This window comes from Actinophytocola sp., from assembly GCF_036002505.1.
In the GTDB taxonomy this organism is placed as follows: Bacteria; Actinomycetota; Actinomycetes; order Mycobacteriales; family Pseudonocardiaceae; genus DASYTH01.
Map to the genome: position 1 here is coordinate 1 of NZ_DASYTH010000364.1, position 15,509 is coordinate 15,509.

15 protein-coding genes are annotated in these 15,509 nt (G+C 69.6%); 6 read left to right on the forward strand and 9 right to left on the reverse strand.

All coding sequences use genetic code 11. The annotated features are described in order from the left end of the window. Positions 1-648: 648 nt before the first annotated feature. Complete coding sequence (locus VGR06_RS31675) at positions 649-2,901, forward strand: hypothetical protein (protein ID WP_327562847.1); 2,253 nt, start codon at positions 649-651, stop codon at positions 2,899-2,901. A gap of 43 nt (positions 2,902-2,944) precedes the next feature. On the opposite strand, the gene VGR06_RS31680 is transcribed toward VGR06_RS31675, so the two are convergent. The 3 genes from VGR06_RS31680 to VGR06_RS31690 form a co-directional block, all read right to left on the reverse strand. After that, positions 2,945-3,721 (reverse strand): hypothetical protein, encoded by a 777-nt coding sequence (locus VGR06_RS31680; protein ID WP_327562848.1) that lies wholly within the window; start codon positions 3,719-3,721, stop codon positions 2,945-2,947. A gap of 105 nt (positions 3,722-3,826) precedes the next feature. After that, a complete protein-coding gene (locus VGR06_RS31685; protein ID WP_327562849.1) occupies positions 3,827-4,507 on the reverse strand; it encodes a B3/B4 domain-containing protein in 681 nt (226 codons plus the stop codon). 1 nt (position 4,508) lies between these two features. Next, positions 4,509-5,120 carry a LysE family translocator gene (locus VGR06_RS31690; protein ID WP_327562850.1) on the reverse strand — a complete coding sequence of 204 codons (612 nt, stop codon included), beginning with the start codon at positions 5,118-5,120 and terminating at the stop codon, positions 4,509-4,511. Positions 5,121-5,197: 77 nt separating this feature from the next. On the opposite strand from VGR06_RS31690, the gene VGR06_RS31695 reads away from it, so the two are divergent. Both VGR06_RS31695 and VGR06_RS31700 read left to right on the forward strand, forming a co-directional pair. Beyond that, positions 5,198-5,671: a DUF1203 domain-containing protein gene (locus VGR06_RS31695; RefSeq protein ID WP_327562851.1), complete on the forward strand. Its 474-nt coding sequence runs from the start codon at positions 5,198-5,200 to the stop codon at positions 5,669-5,671. A 23-nt stretch (positions 5,672-5,694) separates the two neighbouring features. After that, positions 5,695-6,486 (forward strand): SDR family oxidoreductase, encoded by a 792-nt coding sequence (locus VGR06_RS31700; RefSeq protein ID WP_327562852.1) that lies wholly within the window; start codon positions 5,695-5,697, stop codon positions 6,484-6,486. A gap of 19 nt (positions 6,487-6,505) precedes the next feature. Here the strand turns inward: VGR06_RS31700 and VGR06_RS31705 are convergent, their stop codons facing one another. Next, positions 6,506-7,069, reverse strand: a complete 564-nt coding sequence (locus tag VGR06_RS31705; protein WP_327562853.1) for a GNAT family N-acetyltransferase — start codon at positions 7,067-7,069, stop codon at positions 6,506-6,508. A gap of 80 nt (positions 7,070-7,149) precedes the next feature. Continuing rightward, entirely contained in the window at positions 7,150-9,309 is a 2,160-nt protein-coding gene (locus VGR06_RS31710) for an MMPL family transporter (RefSeq protein WP_327562854.1), read from the reverse strand. A gap of 258 nt (positions 9,310-9,567) precedes the next feature. Here VGR06_RS31710 and VGR06_RS31715 point away from each other — a divergent pair, with 258 nt between their 5' ends. Further along, positions 9,568-10,398, forward strand: coding sequence for a hypothetical protein (locus tag VGR06_RS31715; protein WP_327562855.1), 831 nt, complete (start codon positions 9,568-9,570; stop codon positions 10,396-10,398). A 101-nt stretch (positions 10,399-10,499) separates the two neighbouring features. Here the strand turns inward: VGR06_RS31715 and VGR06_RS31720 are convergent, their stop codons facing one another. Together VGR06_RS31720 and VGR06_RS31725 are read right to left on the reverse strand one after the other, a co-directional pair. Beyond that, on the reverse strand, positions 10,500-11,306 hold the full coding sequence (locus VGR06_RS31720; protein WP_327562856.1) for an Fpg/Nei family DNA glycosylase: 807 nt from the start codon (positions 11,304-11,306) through the stop codon (positions 10,500-10,502). A gap of 5 nt (positions 11,307-11,311) precedes the next feature. Further along, entirely contained in the window at positions 11,312-11,773 is a 462-nt protein-coding gene (locus tag VGR06_RS31725) for a ribose-5-phosphate isomerase (protein WP_327562857.1), read from the reverse strand. A 17-nt stretch (positions 11,774-11,790) separates the two neighbouring features. On the opposite strand from VGR06_RS31725, the gene VGR06_RS31730 reads away from it, so the two are divergent. Together VGR06_RS31730 and VGR06_RS31735 are read left to right on the forward strand one after the other, a co-directional pair. Then, positions 11,791-12,582: a 2-phosphosulfolactate phosphatase gene (locus VGR06_RS31730; protein WP_327562858.1), complete on the forward strand. Its 792-nt coding sequence runs from the start codon at positions 11,791-11,793 to the stop codon at positions 12,580-12,582. Further along, the gene (locus VGR06_RS31735) at positions 12,579-12,827 is read left to right on the forward strand and encodes a hypothetical protein (RefSeq protein ID WP_414637377.1); all 249 of its coding nucleotides are present in this window, start codon (positions 12,579-12,581) and stop codon (positions 12,825-12,827) included. The genes VGR06_RS31730 and VGR06_RS31735 overlap by 4 nt, the downstream gene beginning before the upstream one ends. A gap of 17 nt (positions 12,828-12,844) precedes the next feature. On the opposite strand, the gene VGR06_RS31740 is transcribed toward VGR06_RS31735, so the two are convergent. Then, positions 12,845-14,275: an aldehyde dehydrogenase family protein gene (locus VGR06_RS31740; protein ID WP_327562859.1), complete on the reverse strand. Its 1,431-nt coding sequence runs from the start codon at positions 14,273-14,275 to the stop codon at positions 12,845-12,847. 96 nt (positions 14,276-14,371) lie between these two features. Beyond that, positions 14,372-15,406, reverse strand: a complete 1,035-nt coding sequence (locus VGR06_RS31745) for an FkbM family methyltransferase (protein ID WP_327562860.1) — start codon at positions 15,404-15,406, stop codon at positions 14,372-14,374. Positions 15,407-15,509: the final 103 nt, after the last annotated feature.

Genomic DNA, 15,509 nt, shown 5'->3' on the forward strand with positions numbered 1-15,509 from the left:
GCGTCGCTGCGCGATGGCCTTCGGCCACCCTTGACCCCGACGTCCCGGTGCTAACTGCGGCAAGGGCGAGGGTGACGGGCGGCGACTGAGCCGGCAGAACCTTACTTTCGATCTTGTCGGCTCACCGGTACAGGAGGGCAGATGCGAGGCAGCAGGGCGAGACCCCGGTCCGAATCAGCTCGCGTTCTGGAACTGCTTTGAGCTGGAACGACGGCCAGCGCGGCGGGCCATTGACGGGCCATTAGGGCGGTCAACCAGGGTCAACAGCGGGCAGCGCGGACACCCTGCGTGCCCAGATCGAGGGCAGGGCGCGCGGGAGCCGGCCGCTCGCTCTTTCAAGCTGGCCATGCGGGTTCGATTCCCGTCACCCGCTCACGTTGACGCGGTTCACGGTACGGAACGTGATTCTGGGCAAATTGTGGCGGGCAAATTTGTCAATTGGGGCTCTCACCCGCGTGGGGGAATTGGGTGGTTGGGGTAACGGATTCGGTACTGGGTGCGACCCATGGTTGGGCCCTATCCACCTTCCCGGGAGCAATGTCCGGATTTTGACTACTCCTGCTCGGTAGTGCCACGAAGGCCGCCGGGGAAGGAAAGATTATGCGTGCCCGAACATATTTGACACGAAGACCTGCACGGTGGGTTGCGGTGCTGGCGGCGGTGTTGCTGCCGGGAGCGCTGGTCACGGTCGGGACACCGGCTGTGGCGGTGGTCGGCGGGACGAACGTGTTGTACACGTTGGACGCCGATTTTGATCAAGGTGTGTTGCAGGACGTCAACCACAATGCGCCGAACAACAACCAGTTGCAGTTGGACCGGCGGAGTGTGTTCTTTCCGTATGTCAACATTGCGAACTCCGGCCGCGGCACGATGGTGCGCATCGACGTCGATACCGGGGCGATCATCGGTGAATGGTGGTCGGCGCCGGACGGGCGGTTCCGCAACCCGTCGCGGACGACCGTGGACCGGCTCGGCAACACGTGGTTGTCCAACCGGGACGAGTCGCAGGACTACAACGGCGACGGCAACCCGGACGGCTCGGTCACCAGGATCGGTGTGGTGGTCGGCGGGACCCGGGTGAACGCGGACGGCAGCGCCAACTCCAGCGGCGACTTCCTGGCCGGGCCGTTCGCCTACAACACCTGTGTCGACCGCAACGGTGACGGGCTAGTCGCCACCTCGCGCGGATTGACCGACATCCGGCCGTGGACCAACGCCGGCGGGGTGGACAACGACGGCGGGGTGGACACCGCGGCCGACGAGTGCCTGATCAACTACACCAGGGTGCCCGGCACCAACACCCGCACGGTGGCCGTGGACACCAACAACGACATCTGGACCGGCGGCGCGGACAACGAGCACCAGCAGGTCTCCGGGATGACCGGGGCGACGTTCGGTCCGGTGGTCAACCTCGGATGCGGTGGCTACGGCGGCCTGATCGACCAGGCCGGCACGCTGTGGTCGGCCCGGTTCGGCAACAATCTGCTGCGCTACGTGCCGAGCGCGGGCACCGGTGCCTGCCTCGACACCAGTCACGGTGACTACGGGCTCGGCCTGGATCCGAACACCAACCACGTCTGGCACACCACGGTCGACCGCGGCCTGGTGATGGAGCTCGACCCCGGCGGGACGGTGCTCAACTCCTACCCGCACGGCAACCAGTTCGCCCAGGGTGTCGCGGTGGACCGCAACCACAACGTGTGGGTGGCGCACTCGATCCTCGGGCCGCAGACCACGGTCGGGCATGTCCGGACCGACGGCACGTTCGTCGGCAACGTGCCGCTGCCCGGCGGCGCGGGACCGACCGGCGTCGCGGTGGACAGCAACGGGAAGATCTGGGTCGCGAACCTCAACACCAGCAACGCGATGCGGATCGACCCGAATGCCGGGCCGATCGGTGGCGGCGGCTTCCCGGTCGGCGCGGTCGATCTGACCGTCGACCTGGGCGCAGGCGCGTTCCCATACAACTACAGCGACATGACCGGTTCGGTGCTCGGCGAGATCACCGCGCCGGTCGGCACCTGGTCGGTCGTCCAGGACGGCGGCAGCGCCGGGCAGACCTGGGGCACCATCACCTGGAACACCGAGCCGCAGGGCAGGGTGCCGCCCGGCACGAGCATCACGGTCGAGGCCCGGGTGGCCGACACCGAGGCGGCGCTGGCCGGCCAGCCGTTCACGCCGGTCGGCAACGGCACGCTGTTCTCGTTGACCGGGCGCTTCATCGAGGCCCGGGCGACGTTGCGGGCCAGCCCCAGCGGCACCAGCCCGGTGCTGTCCGACCTGCGGATCAAGACCGCGGAACGCACCGGCGTGTTCTCCTGCCAGGCGACCGCGCTCAACCTGGCCGGCATCATCGTGGCCCGGGCGAACCCGCCGGACGTGCCGTGCGTCGACGACCACGCCAACGTGGCGAACATCAACCTCAACGCCGGGATCCTGTCGGTGCGGGCCAACGTGCTGGACGCCCGGACCGACCAGACACCGGACAGCCTCACCGGCGTCCCGCCCGCCGCCGGGGACAGCGCCACCGCCACGGCCCAGGTGGACTCCACCCGGGTGACGGCGACGCTGGTGAACATCGAGATCGGGGTGATCAGGTCCACCGCGACCGCCCGCTGCGTGGCCGGGCCGACCGGCCTGAGACCGGAGTTCAGCGGCTCGTCCACGATCGCCAGCCTGAAGATCAACGGTGTCTCCATCACGGTCGGCAGCGCGCCGCTGACCATCCCGCTGCTGATCGGCTCGCTGAGCCTCAACCGCACCGTCACGACCGGTACCAGCGTGACCCAGCAGGCCGTCGTGCTGGACACGGTGCTCACCGACCTCGTGCTCGGTGAGTCCAAGGCGAACGTGGAGGGCAAACCCGGTACTCCCACCGGAAACCCCTGCGCCGTCGCTTAGCGCACCCCCGCGGCCCCGGCACCTCCCCGTGCCGGGGCCGCGATCACATGACCGGTCGGATGCTGGCCACGAGGAACTCTATTTCTCCTTCGGTGGGGACGGGCGCGTCGTCGGTGTCGCCGTCGAGGCTGGCCAGCACGAAGACCAGGTAGTAGGTGTTTCCGTGATCGAGCACCAGACCTTTCAGAACGCCGAAGCGGCTTCCGCACATCAGCGGAGATCTCGCCCGGATGGTCGCCTCTATCTGGATGCCGTCGTAGGTGCTACCGCTGACCGACGCCCGGCGGACCCTGCGAAACGGCCAGTACTGGATGGCAACCCGGCCTTCCCAGAATTGTTTGATCAGCCGCTCCGCATATTTATGGGCGACGACGGACAGCTCGGTCGGACGCCTGCCGATCTCCAGGGAGAAGATGTTCACGCGGGCGTACATGTCGCTTTCGCAGGGAAATACCTGGAGGGATCGCAGGTAGACGGGTTCGGGGATGTTCATCCGAAGTTCGCGGGTTGCGTTATCGATGCGCGGGGGAACGGTCAGCATCGGCGGGATGTGGAGGATCTCCCTTTCCGGAACCGGTGAGCCGGCGACCGGGTTGCCGGCCGATGGGAGCCGGATCAGGGCGGAGATCGCGATGCCGCTGATCGCGGTCAGGACGGCACAGGTCACGCTCAGCCAGCGGTTCGCCCGGGTCTGCGGCGGGTGATACAGGTGGATTCCGCCGTAGACGATGCCGGCTTGGGCGGCGGTTCGGGCGGCACCGCTGAGCTCGTTGTGCGTGGCGTCGACGGGCTGGGTCGGCTCATCGTGTCGCTCGCGCATGGCGGCCGCCCCCTCAGCGAACGCCACCCTGTTTGGACAAGGGTGCTGGCTACCACAGCTACGGACAAAGGCTGTGAGGGCGCTGAGGGTGTGCCAAGAAGTTGGTCAGAAGTCGAAGCGGGGACTGGATTCGGTCAGGATCGCCGAGCGGGGTGGGCGCGGCCAGGTCGTGGCGAGCGCGTCGGTCAGATGCTCGATGTCGGTGCGGGCGGTGGGGTGGAGGGCTTCGGCGACGATGAGGGCGGTGGTGGTGGTGGGGCGGATGGTGGAGTGGGCGCTTTGGCGGTGGCTCCAGCGGCGGGCGTGGGCGTGGTTGGCGGCGTCGGCGAAAATGATTTCTTGGGGGGCAGGGTGCTCGGTGGTGCCGGTGAAGGTTGAGTGGGTTTCGGTGCCGGTGGCGCGGCGGACTTCGAGGAAATCGGTGACGTGGGCGGTGTCGAAGACGGCGATGGGGATGGCGTAGGCGAGGGAGACGGCGTTGCAGAGGTCGACGAGGGGGTGGATGGTGGGGAGGGTGCCTTCCTTCTTGAACCGGCGGAGGAGGGATTCGGCGGCGCAGCGGTATTGGGTGGGTTTGAGGCCCATGGCGCTGAAAGTCCGGCGCCAGGCCTGGATTTCCGGGAGGGCGCCTTCGGATGTGGTGGCCAGGCGGGCGGCGGCGGTGGCGTAGAACGGCGTGAGCCGGTCGTCGATCGCGACGTCTGGGGTGATGCCGTCGATGACGAGGGCGGCCGGGACGAGGGTGGGGAAGTCGCGCCAGACTTCGGGAGCGTGCTGGAAATGCATGTCAGTTGTTGGTGAACGCGAGGCGGGCGCCGAGGGCGACGAAGGCGGCGGCGAAGGTGCGGCGCATCCAGGTCAGGATTCTGGGGCGGGAGATGACGTGGTTTCGGATGGCGGCGGCGAAGTAGCCGTAGACGACGAATACCACGAGGGTGAGCAGCATGAACACGGCGCTGAGCTCAATCATGCGGAGCAGCGCGCGGGGTTCGGTGGTGGACACGAACTGTGGGAGGAACGCGAAGAAGAAGATGGTGAGCTTGGGGTTGAGAATGTTGATGAGGATGGCGGACACGACGACCCGGGCGGCGGAGCGCGGGGCGGTGTCGCGGTCGACGGTGAGCGTGCCCTTGTCGCGCAGCATGGTCCAGGCCAGGTAGAGCAGGTACGCGACACCGAGGTACTTCAGGGTCTGGAACGCGACGGCGCTGGTGTGCAGCAGCGCGGCGAGGCCGGTGCTGGCGGCGATCATGTGCGGCAGGATGCCGAGCGTGCAGCCGACAGCGGCGATGACGCTGGCGCGGGCGCCGCGGGACAGGCCGGCCGCCATCGTGTAGAGCACGCCGGTGCCCGGTGTGGCGACCACGATGAGCGACGTCAGCAGGAACTCGAGGGTCACGGCCGATCATGCTACCCGGTCAACGCAATGGCGGATTTCCGCCAGAACGGGACCGGCCGCACGGGCAGGCTGGGGACATGGGCGACGTGAGATATCTGGCGATTGATCCGGAGCGGCTGCGGCGCATGCGGGAGCGGGGTGCCGACGAGTTCGGCAACGAGTGGGCACGGCGGACGGCCGAGGGGTGGGAGCCGTTGCGCTGCTGCCTCACGATGGCGGAGCGGGGCGCGGACATCGCGCTGATCTGCTACACGCCGTGGACCGAACCGAGCCCGTGGTCGGAGGCCGGGCCGGTTTTCGTCCACTTCGGACAGTGCGGCGGGTACGAGACACCCGAGTTGTACCCGGAGGCGTTGCGGGGCGGGCGGCGCATGCTGAACCCGTTCGACCGCAGCGGGGCACGGGCGTACGACCACATCACGTTCGTGGGGCCGGACGATGACCACGACGCGGCCGTCCGGCACATCCTGGCCCAGCCGGACGTGGCGTACCTGCACGTGCGCAGCGCCACGGCGGGCTGCTTCACGTTCGAGGCGCGACCGGTGCGCTGAGCCCGGCCGATAGCATGCACCGCATGGAACTTCGCGGGAAGTCGGTGCTGGTGACGGGGGCGACCGGTGGGCTCGGGCAGGCCATCGCCCGGCGCCTGCGCGCCGAGGGGTGCGAGCTGACGCTGACCGGGCGCCGAGCGGACCTGTTGGAGCCGCTGGCCAAGGACGTCAACGGCACGGCGCTCGTCGCCGATCTGTCCACTTCGGACGATGTGGACCGGGTGGCCGCGGCGTGCGCGGAGGTCGACATCCTGGTGGCCAACGCCGGGGTACCCGGCAACGGGCCGCTCGAGGAGTACACCGTCGAGCAGCTGGACCGGGTGCTGGACGTGAACCTCCGCTCCCCCATCGTGCTGACCAGGCTCATCGGTGAGCGCATGCTGGAGCGCGGCCACGGCCATGTCGTGTTCATCTCGTCGTTGTCCGGCAAGACCACCACGCCGGTGACGTCGCTGTACAACGCCACGAAGTTCGGGCTGCGCGGGTTCGCGTTGGCGCTGCGCAGCGACTGGGTGCCGCGCGGCGTCGGGGTCAGCTGCGTCAACCCCGGGCCGATCGCCGGGGCGGGCATGTTCCACGACGGCGGCGCAACCTTGCCCGCCGGGGTGAAGCCGCGCACCCCGGAGGACGTCGCGGCGGCCGTGGTGCGCGCCGTGGTGCACAACAAGGCCGAAATCGACGTGGCGGATCTGGCGACCAGGGCCGGCGCCACGCTCGCCCTCCTCGCTCCGCAGACCGCCGCCCGGCTCGGCAAGTTCGTCGGCGCGGACAAAGTCGCCTACCACTTGGCCGAGGCGCACAAGGACAAGCGGTGAGCCAACCCTCGGGACGCGCTCACCGGGTAGACCGGGTGTACTCCACCTCGAGCACCGGGCGGCCGTCGCCGAAGTCACGTTCCCGTTGGTTGCCGCTCTCCTCGAAGCCGTACCGGGTGTAGAACCGGCGGGCCCGGTTCGCGCCGGCGAGTGTCCACAGGCGAACGCGCCGGTACCCGGCGTCGGTCAGGGCGTCCCACGTGCCGTCCATCAGGGTGCCCGCGACGCCGGTGCCCCACACGGACGGATGCGCGTAGAAGCCGTAGATCTCGCCCTCGCCCAGACGTGGCCGGAACGGTGGCCGCACGGCCGGCGGCTCAGCCGTCCGGCCGTGCGGTCCAAAGTAGGCGAACGCGCAGACAAGATCACCGCGCACCGCCACCAGGAGCGGGGTGGCGGCGAAGTCCGGCTCGGCGAAGCGGCGCGCCCACCGCTCGCGCCGCTTGGCCACGAACCGTTCCAACCACAGCGGTTCGAACAGGTCCCGGTAGGCCACCTGCCACGCGTCGGCGTGCACGTCCCCAATGGACGCCGCGTCGGAGATGGTGGCGTCGCGCAGGAGGACCGGTACGTCGACCCTCATCGATCATGCTTCCGCTTGGCTACCACGCGAACACGATACGTCCATCCGGAGCGGGACTCCACCTTTCTCCGGAGGTGGAATCAGCCCGTCCGCGACTCTCCGACCAGCGCATGTGTCGGCTCGGCACCGGAAATTTCCTCCGGTTCCACGTCATGCTTTCGGAAAAGCCTGTGCGGCCACCACATCCAGCGCCCGACGTCGAGCGTCAGCGAGGTCACCAGCACGGCCCGGACGATGATCGTGTCGATGATCACGCCGACCGCCACGGCGAACCCGAGCTCCGCGGTGAACGTCAGCGGCAGCGTGCCGAGCACTGCGAACGTGCCGGCCAGCACCAGCCCGGCCGACGTGATCACACCGCCGGTGGCGGACAACCCGATCAGCGCGCCGCGCCGGGTGCCCCACTGCCTCGACTCCTCGTGCACCCGGGTCATCAGGAAGATGTTGTAGTCGATGCCCAGCGACACCAGGAACACGAACACGAACAGCGGGAACGACGCGTCCGCGCCCTCGAAGCCGAACACGTTGTTGAAGAAGAACGCACTGATGCCGAGGGCGGAGAAGAACGACAGCACCACGGTCGCCATCAGGATCAGCGGCGCCACCACCGCCCGGAGCAGGCCGGCCAGGATGAAGAACACCACGACGAGCACGATCGGGATGATCAGGTTGCGGTCGTGGGTGTTCGCCACCGACGTGTCGTGCAGGATCCCGGCCATGCCGCCGGCCTTCGCCTCGGCGCCCGGCACCTGGTGGATCGCGGCGCGCACCCGGTCCACCGTGTCCGCCGCGGCCGGGCTGTCCGGCGCGTCGGTCGAGGTGCCCTCCAGGTAGGCCCAGCCGTCCTTGACCACCGGGTCCTTCACCGAGCCCGGCACGATGCCCGGCACCGACCCGAACACCTGACGCACCTGGTCCGCCTGGTCCGCCTTGGCCACCACCTCGACCGGCTGGGCACTGCCGGCCGGGAAGTGCCGGGCCTGCACCTGCTCGCCGATCACCGACTCCTTGGGGTCACCGGTGAACGAGCCGGCGTTGGTGAGCCCGCTGGCCTTCAGCGACAGCGAGCCGAGCGCGAACACGCCGAGCACCAGCGCGGTGGCGACCCAGGTGACCCGCGGGCGCCGCCCGATGAAGCCGCCGACCTTGGACCAGAAGCCGGTCTCGGTGTGGTCCGCGGTGCCGAACGCCGGCCGCACCGGCCAGAAGATCCACCGTCCGACGATCACCAGCAGCGCCGGCAGCAACGTGACCATGGCCAGCAGCGCCACGCCGACGCCGATGGCCGCCACCGGGCCGAGCCCGGCCGTGGAGTTGAGGTCGGCGAACGTCAGGCACACCATGCCGACGATGACCGTGGCGGCGCTGGCCCAGATGGCCGGGCCGGCGCGGTGCAAGGCGAACGCCATGGCCTCGTGCCGGTCGTCGTGCCGGCGCAGCTCTTCCCGATATCGGGCGACGAGCAGCAACGCGTAGTCGGTGCCGGCGCCGAACACCAGCACGGTGAGAATGCCGGCGCTCTGCCCGTTCACGGTCAGGCCGGCGTACTTGGCCAGCAGGTAGATCACGCCCTGGGCGGCGAACAGCGCGATGCCGACCGTGATCACCGGCAGCAGCCAGAGGATGGGGCTGCGGTAGGTGATCAGGAGTATGACGATCACCACGGCCAGCGCGGCGTAGAGGAGCGCGCCGTCGATCCCGCCGAACGCCTCGGCCTGGTCGGCGCCCATGCCCGCGGGACCGGTGACGTAGACGGACATCCCGTCGTTCGCGGTGGCGATGCCGCGCAGCTGGTCGACGATGCCGGGCAGCTTGTCCCAGCCGTCCTTGCCGGCGTTGATCGGCACGATGACCTGCACCGCCTGCGGGTTCGGTTGCTCGGCGGACGGGATCGGGCCGACCACGTCGCGGTCGACACGCTCCACGTCGCCGAACTTCCTGGTCTGCTCGGCGATCGTGCCGAGGTCCGATTGGCTCAGGCCGGACTGCTTCTCGTACACCACGATGGCCGGGATCTCGTTGCTGGACCGGAACCGCTCGGTGACCTCCAGTACCTTGGTGGACTCGGCGTCGCCCGGCAGCCACGACTGCATCTGGTTGTCCTCGACGCTGGTCAGCTTGTTCGCCAGCGGCGAGAGCGCGGCGAACGCGACCAGCCAGAGCACCACCACGGCCCATTTGCCTATCCGGTTCGACGGCAGCTTGGCCAATCTGCCGACACCACTCATCAACGCGTTCACGTCACGATTCCCCTCGTTACCCCGGCCCGCCTGCCGTCAGGTTAGCCGTGGGCACCGTCGTGAAGGGACTTATTTGCGCGGTGATTTTGGCTACGTCTCAGCGTTTTCTCAGAGTTAACACAGTTATGCGGCGTACTGTGCGCGGGCCGTTACGCAGCGGTGGTCGCGCCGCACGGGAACCGACACGGTAGCGTCCCCGTTGTCGAAGATAGGTTGTCCGGTTTGTGGCAACGAGGCGGTGTCCACCCAGGAGGTTCCATGGCCGCGACGATCATCGTGATAGTGCTGGTCCTCGCCGTCATCGCGGGCGCGCTCGTGCTGAACCGCAACCGTGCGGCCGCGCGGGCACACCAGCTTGAGGACGCCAAGGCGGACGCCCGGCGCTGGGTGGAGCGGCTCGGCGGCCAGGTGATGAACCTGACGGGTACGAACGAGGCGGCCAAGCAGGCGCTGGCGGACGCGGCCGAGCGATACACCGCGGCCGGTTCGCAGATGGAGCAGACCCGCACCGCTGAGCAGGCCCGGCTGGTCACCAAGACCGCCATGGAGGGCCTGTACTACGTGCGCGCGGCGCGCACCGCCATGGGCCTCGACCCCGGCCCCGAACTGCCCGAGGACCCCGAGGCGCGGCGTGCCGGGCGGGTCACCGAGGACCGGCGGGTGGACGTCGAGGGGCACTACTACGAGGCCTCCCCCGAGCCGGGATCCCGTACGCCGCACTACTACCCGGGCGGCCGGGTGGCCGGTCGTCCGGTGCCGCAGGGCTGGTACAGCGAGCCCTGGTGGAAGCCGGCGTTGATCGGTGGCGCCTGGGGGCTGGGGTCGGTGCTGCTGTTCGGCGCGATGTTCTCCGGCATGGACGGCATCGCCAGCGCCAACGCGTGGGAGTCCGGCTACGACGCCGGTCAGGCCGACGCGCTCGAGTCCGGGGGGGACTTCGGCGACGGGGGCGGGGACGGTGGTGGCGACTACGGCGACGCAGGCGGGGACTACGGGAGCGACTTCGGCGGCGGGGACTATGGCGGCGGCGGGGACTTCGGCGGTTTCGGAGACTTCGGCGGCGGCGATTTCGGCGGCGGAGACTTCTGACCCCGGCGCTCCGGCCGCCGGAGCGTACGACTCACTTGCCTGGGCGTACGACTCACTTGCTCGAGCGTCGAACTCGGTTGCCGGAGCGTCGAACTCGCGGGTCAGGGTTGGCAGGTGGGGCACCAGTAGAGCTTGCGGCCGGCGAGCAGTTGGGTGGCGATTTCGGTGCCGCAGATGAGGCAGGGTTGGCCGGCGCGGCGGTAGACGTAGACCTCGCCGCCGTGGCGGTCCTGGCGGGGGGCGCGGCCGGTGACCTCGGGCAGGTGCTCGTCGCGGACGGTGTCGATGCGGCCGCGGCGGACTCCTTGGCGCATCAGGGTTACCAGATCCAGCCACATGTCCGTCCACAGCGGATGGTCGAGGGTGCGGCCCGGCCGCAGTGGCGGAACCTGGTGGCGGAACAGGACTTCGGCGCGGTAGACGTTGCCGATGCCGGCCAGCACGGCCTGATCCATGAGGAGCGCGGCGATCGGGACGCGGGAGCGGGAGATCCGGGTCCAGGCGCGCTCCGGGTCGGCGTCCTTGCGCAACGGGTCCGGGCCGAGGCGGGCACGCAGGGCCGTCACGTCGGCTTCGGTGAGCAGTTCGCAGGCGGCCGGTCCGCGGAGGTCGGTCCAGTGCGTGCCGCCGACCATCCGCATCCGCACCTGGCCGACCGGCGGCTGCTCGGGGAGCGGGTACTCGGCGAACGTGCCGTACAGGCCGAGATGGACGTGCACGACGGCGTCCGGGCCGTAGCGGTGGAACAGATGCTTGCCGTGTGCCTCGGCCGTGCGCAGCACCCGACCGTCCACAAGGGACGCCGCGGCGGCGAACCTGCCTTGGGGACTGGAGATCCGCACCGGCGCACCGGCGAAGCAGCGTTGGTGCCGCCGGGCCAGGCGGTGCAGCGTGTGTCCTTCCGGCACGGTCGTCAGGCGGGCAGTTCGCCGGTGCGCTCGTAGTCGGCGAGCAGGGCGATCCGCCGCGCGTGCCGCTCGCCGCCGGAGAACGGGGTGGCCAGGAACGCCTCCACGATGGCCGTCGCCTCCTCGGCCGTGTGCATGCGCGCGCCGACGCCGGCGACCTGGGCGTCGTTGTGCTCCCTGGCCAGGGTCGCCGTCTCGACGCTCCAGGTGAGCGCGGCGCGGCAGCCGGCGACCTTGTTCGCCGCGATCTGCTCACCGTTGCCGGAGCCGCCGATCACGATGCCCAGGCTGCCCGGCTCGGCGACCACCCGACGGGCCGTCTCGATGCAGAACGGCGGGTAGTCGTCCTGCGGGTCGTACTCGTGGGCGCCGACGTCGACCACCTCGTGGCCGGCGCCCGTGAGGTGGTTAATCAGGTGAGCTTTCAGCTCGAAGCCGGCATGGTCGGCTCCCAGATACACACGCACGGCTGGGAGGGTAGCCGGTGACGGTTTACCAGCAGGACGGGTACTCGGTTCGCCTGGAATGGGGGCCGGACGGGGTGCGCTCGCTGGCCCCGCACTGCGCCGTGGTGATCATCATCGACGTGCTCGTGTTCACCACCTCCGTGGACGTGGCGCTGGGCCGCGGCGGGCGGGTGATGCCACTGCCGTGGCGGGACGCGGAGGCCGACGAGCGGGCCCGGCGGGCGGGTGCCGTGGTCACCCGGTCCGGGCTGCGGCGCACCGCCGAGGGCTTCGACGTAACCCCGGATGTCAACATCTGGACGTTGCGGCCGTCGTCGCTGGTGGAGCTGCCGGCCGGGACGCTCCTTGCGGTCGCCTCGCCCAACGGGGCCACGCTGTGCGTGCGGGCCGCCGGCAGCGGGGCGACCGTGCTGGCCGGCTGCCTGCGCAACGCCACGGCCGTCGGCAAGGCGGCCCGCGAGTTGGCCGGGGACGGGGTCATCGGCGTGGTGCCGGCCGGCGAGCGCTGGCACGACACCGGGGAGCGCGGGCTGCGGCCGTCGCTGGAGGAGTTGCTCGGCGCCGGCGCGATCGTCGAGGCGATCGGCGACCGGAACCGCTCCCCCGAGACCGAGCTCGCCGCGCTGACCTACGCCGCGGCCCGGGACCGGCTCCGCGATCTGCTGACCAACTGCGTCTCCGGCCGCGAGCTGGCCCACGCCGGTGTACCGGTCGACGTCGAGCTGGCCGGCGATGTCGACATCAGCAATGTCGTCCCGATCCTCGTGGACGGCGTGTTCGAGCCGTGGGCTGGTAGGACGGACCCATGACGCGCTGGATCGAGGTCGGCGACGGGGTGCACGGCGCGGCCGTCCGCGAGGTGACCCCGCTGCCGCGGACGCTCATGATCACGCACGCGCACGGGGACCACTTCTTCGGCACGGCGGCGTTCACGCCGTGCCCGGTCTGGTCACACCCGCGGTGTGCCAGGGAGATCGCCACCAACGCGCAGGAGCATCGGGCCCGGTCACGGAAATCCGGTCGACCAGGCATACGTGATCGCTCAGCGGGGTGAGCTGGCCGCGCGGTACGTCAACGCTGGATTGACTTGAGCTCGGTGAACTCCTCCAGCCCGTAGCGGCCCAGCTCGCGGCCGTTGCCGGACTGCTTGTAGCCGCCGAACGGCGCCACCGGGTTGAACGCGCCGCCGTTGACGTCGACCTGGCCGGTGCGCATCCGCTTGGCGAACTCGACCGCCCGGTCGGTGTCCGCGGAGAACACCGCGCCGGCCAGCCCGTAGATCGTCGAGTTGGCGATCTCCGCCGCCTCGTCCTCGTCGCCGTACGGGAGGATCGACAGCACCGGCCCGAAGATCTCCTCCTGGGCGACGACCATCTCCGGGCGGACGCCGGCGAACACGGTCGGCGGCACGTACGCGCCCCGATCCGGCAGCCCCGGGGTGTCCGGGCCGCCGAACGCCACGCTCGCCCCCTCCTCGACCCCCTGGCGCAGGTAGCCGTACACCCGCTCGTGCTGAGCGGCGGAGGACATCGGCCCGATCCGGGTGGCCTCGTCGGTCGGGTCACCGACGGTGTACTTCGCGGCGGCGGCCGCGGCCAGCTCGGCCGCCTCGTCGTGCCGGGCCGCCGGCACCAGCATGCGCGTCCAGGCCGTGCAGGTCTGCCCGCCGTTGATGAACGCGTTCGCCAAGCCGATCTTCACGGCCTTGGTCAGGTCGGCGTCGTCCAGTACGACGTTCGCGGACTTCCCGCCGAGTTCCAGCGCCACCCGCTTGACCGTCTCGGCGGCCACCGCGGACACCCGCCGCCCCGCCTGGGTGGACCCGGTGAACGAGACCATGTCCACGCCCGGATGCGCCGCGATCGCCTCGCCGACCACCGGACCGAGGCCGTGCACCAGGTTCACCACACCCGCCGGCACCCCGGCCTCGGCCAGGATCTCCAGGAACAGGTTGGCGTTGAGCGGCGCCACCTCGCTCGGCTTGAGCACCACCGTGCAACCCGCGGCCAGCGCCGGCACCACCTTGTTGGCGATCTGGTGCAGCGGGTAGTTCCACGGCGTGATGCAGCCGACCACCCCGATCGGCTCGCGCAGCACCAGCGAGTTGCCGACCTCCTCGCTGAACGAGTAGCCGCCCTCGAGCACGCCGGCCAGCCCGCCGGAAGTGGCCGCCGGCAGGCTCGCCTGCACCTTGCGGGAGAACGTGATCGGCGAGCCCATCTCCGCGGTGATGGTGGCCGCGAGCTCCTCGCGCCGCGCCGCGACGCCCGCCGAGATCCGCCGCACCACCGCGGTCCGCTCCGCGACAGGGGTCGCCGACCAGGACGCGAACGCCTCCCGGGCGGCGGCGACCGCGGCATCCACGTCCGCCGCGATCCCCGCCGGAACCGACCCGATGACCTCCTCGGTCGCCGGGTTCACCACGTCGATGCGCGCGCCTGCCTCGTCGATCACCTCGCCGCCGATGACATGTCCGGTGCGAGCAGTCGTGGGAGCAGCCATAAGACGACAATAGCCACATCCCAGCCGTGCGAAGGCGGATCGGCTACGCCAGGACCGAACATGACGACACGGACGCGGAACACGCCGCGCAGGGGATCAGGTGATGAGCGGGGCGATCTCGGACAGGGCGTCGTGGTGAACGGCAAGGTAGTCGTGGCCGTCATAGGCTCCGTCGAACTGGCGTAGGCGCATGCGGACCAGTGCGCGGGGGATCGTGAAGACCTGATAGCCGCGGTCGCGGTGAAACCGCATTGTGGGGTGCTCAGCGGGGTGCTCGCTGTAGAGCTCGAAGATCACCGCCTCGGGTGGAGTGCGGTCGAAGTATTCCGCGCCACCGTCAAGGACCTGTGGCTCGTAGCCTTCCACGTCGAGTTTCACCAGCCTGACGCGATCGCGGGCACCGGACATGATCTCCGACAGCGTGCGCACCGGTACGACGATCTCCTCCTGGTCTGGGGATCTGCGCTCGGGTAGGAAGCTTGCCGATCCGGCGTGGCCAGGAGGCACGAACAGGGGCAACTCGGCCGCCTCGGCGCCGAGGGCCATGCGGTGCAGGCGCACGTTGCGCAGCCCGTTGTGCACGATCGCCTGCTGGAGCAGGTCGCACATTTTCGGGATCGGTTCGAATGCTTCCACGTGACCGGTCGGACCGACGAGTTTGGCCAAGACCATTGTCACCAGCCCGAGGTTGGCACCAATGTCGAGTACCCGGTCACCCGGCCTGACGAGTCGCCGGCACACCCAGGTGATCTTGCGGTCCAGATCGCCGGCGTAGAACGCCGCCCGGCCGATGAGGTCGTCGAGCGGCGCAGCTACTTGGTAGCCGCCGTGCACCGGGGCCCAGGCCACCTCGGCACTGATCCCCGCGATCCTCTGTACGACGTTGTGGTTGGCAAGTCGGCCGCATCCGCTGAGCAGCGGGTAACGTCGCACAACGGCGGCGAGCAGAGATTGGCGATAGGTGGGCATTTCAGCCTCCAGGCGCCGACAAAGTGGAGCCGTTTCCCCACATGTCGTTGCCGAGACGGATGTCGCCCACACCCTGCGTGCCGTTACGTGGCCGCACATCCAAAAGGTGGACATTTCCGGGACATTTTCGACCGTCTGGCCGGGATCACCGGTTGAGTCCACGTAATCCCCTCCGGTGCGGTTTCCGCAACCTCGGCAGGGTTGGGTTTGAGACCTTCTTTTGGCGTTGCCGTGGTGAGGGTCTTTTGGACATCATCGGCCATAT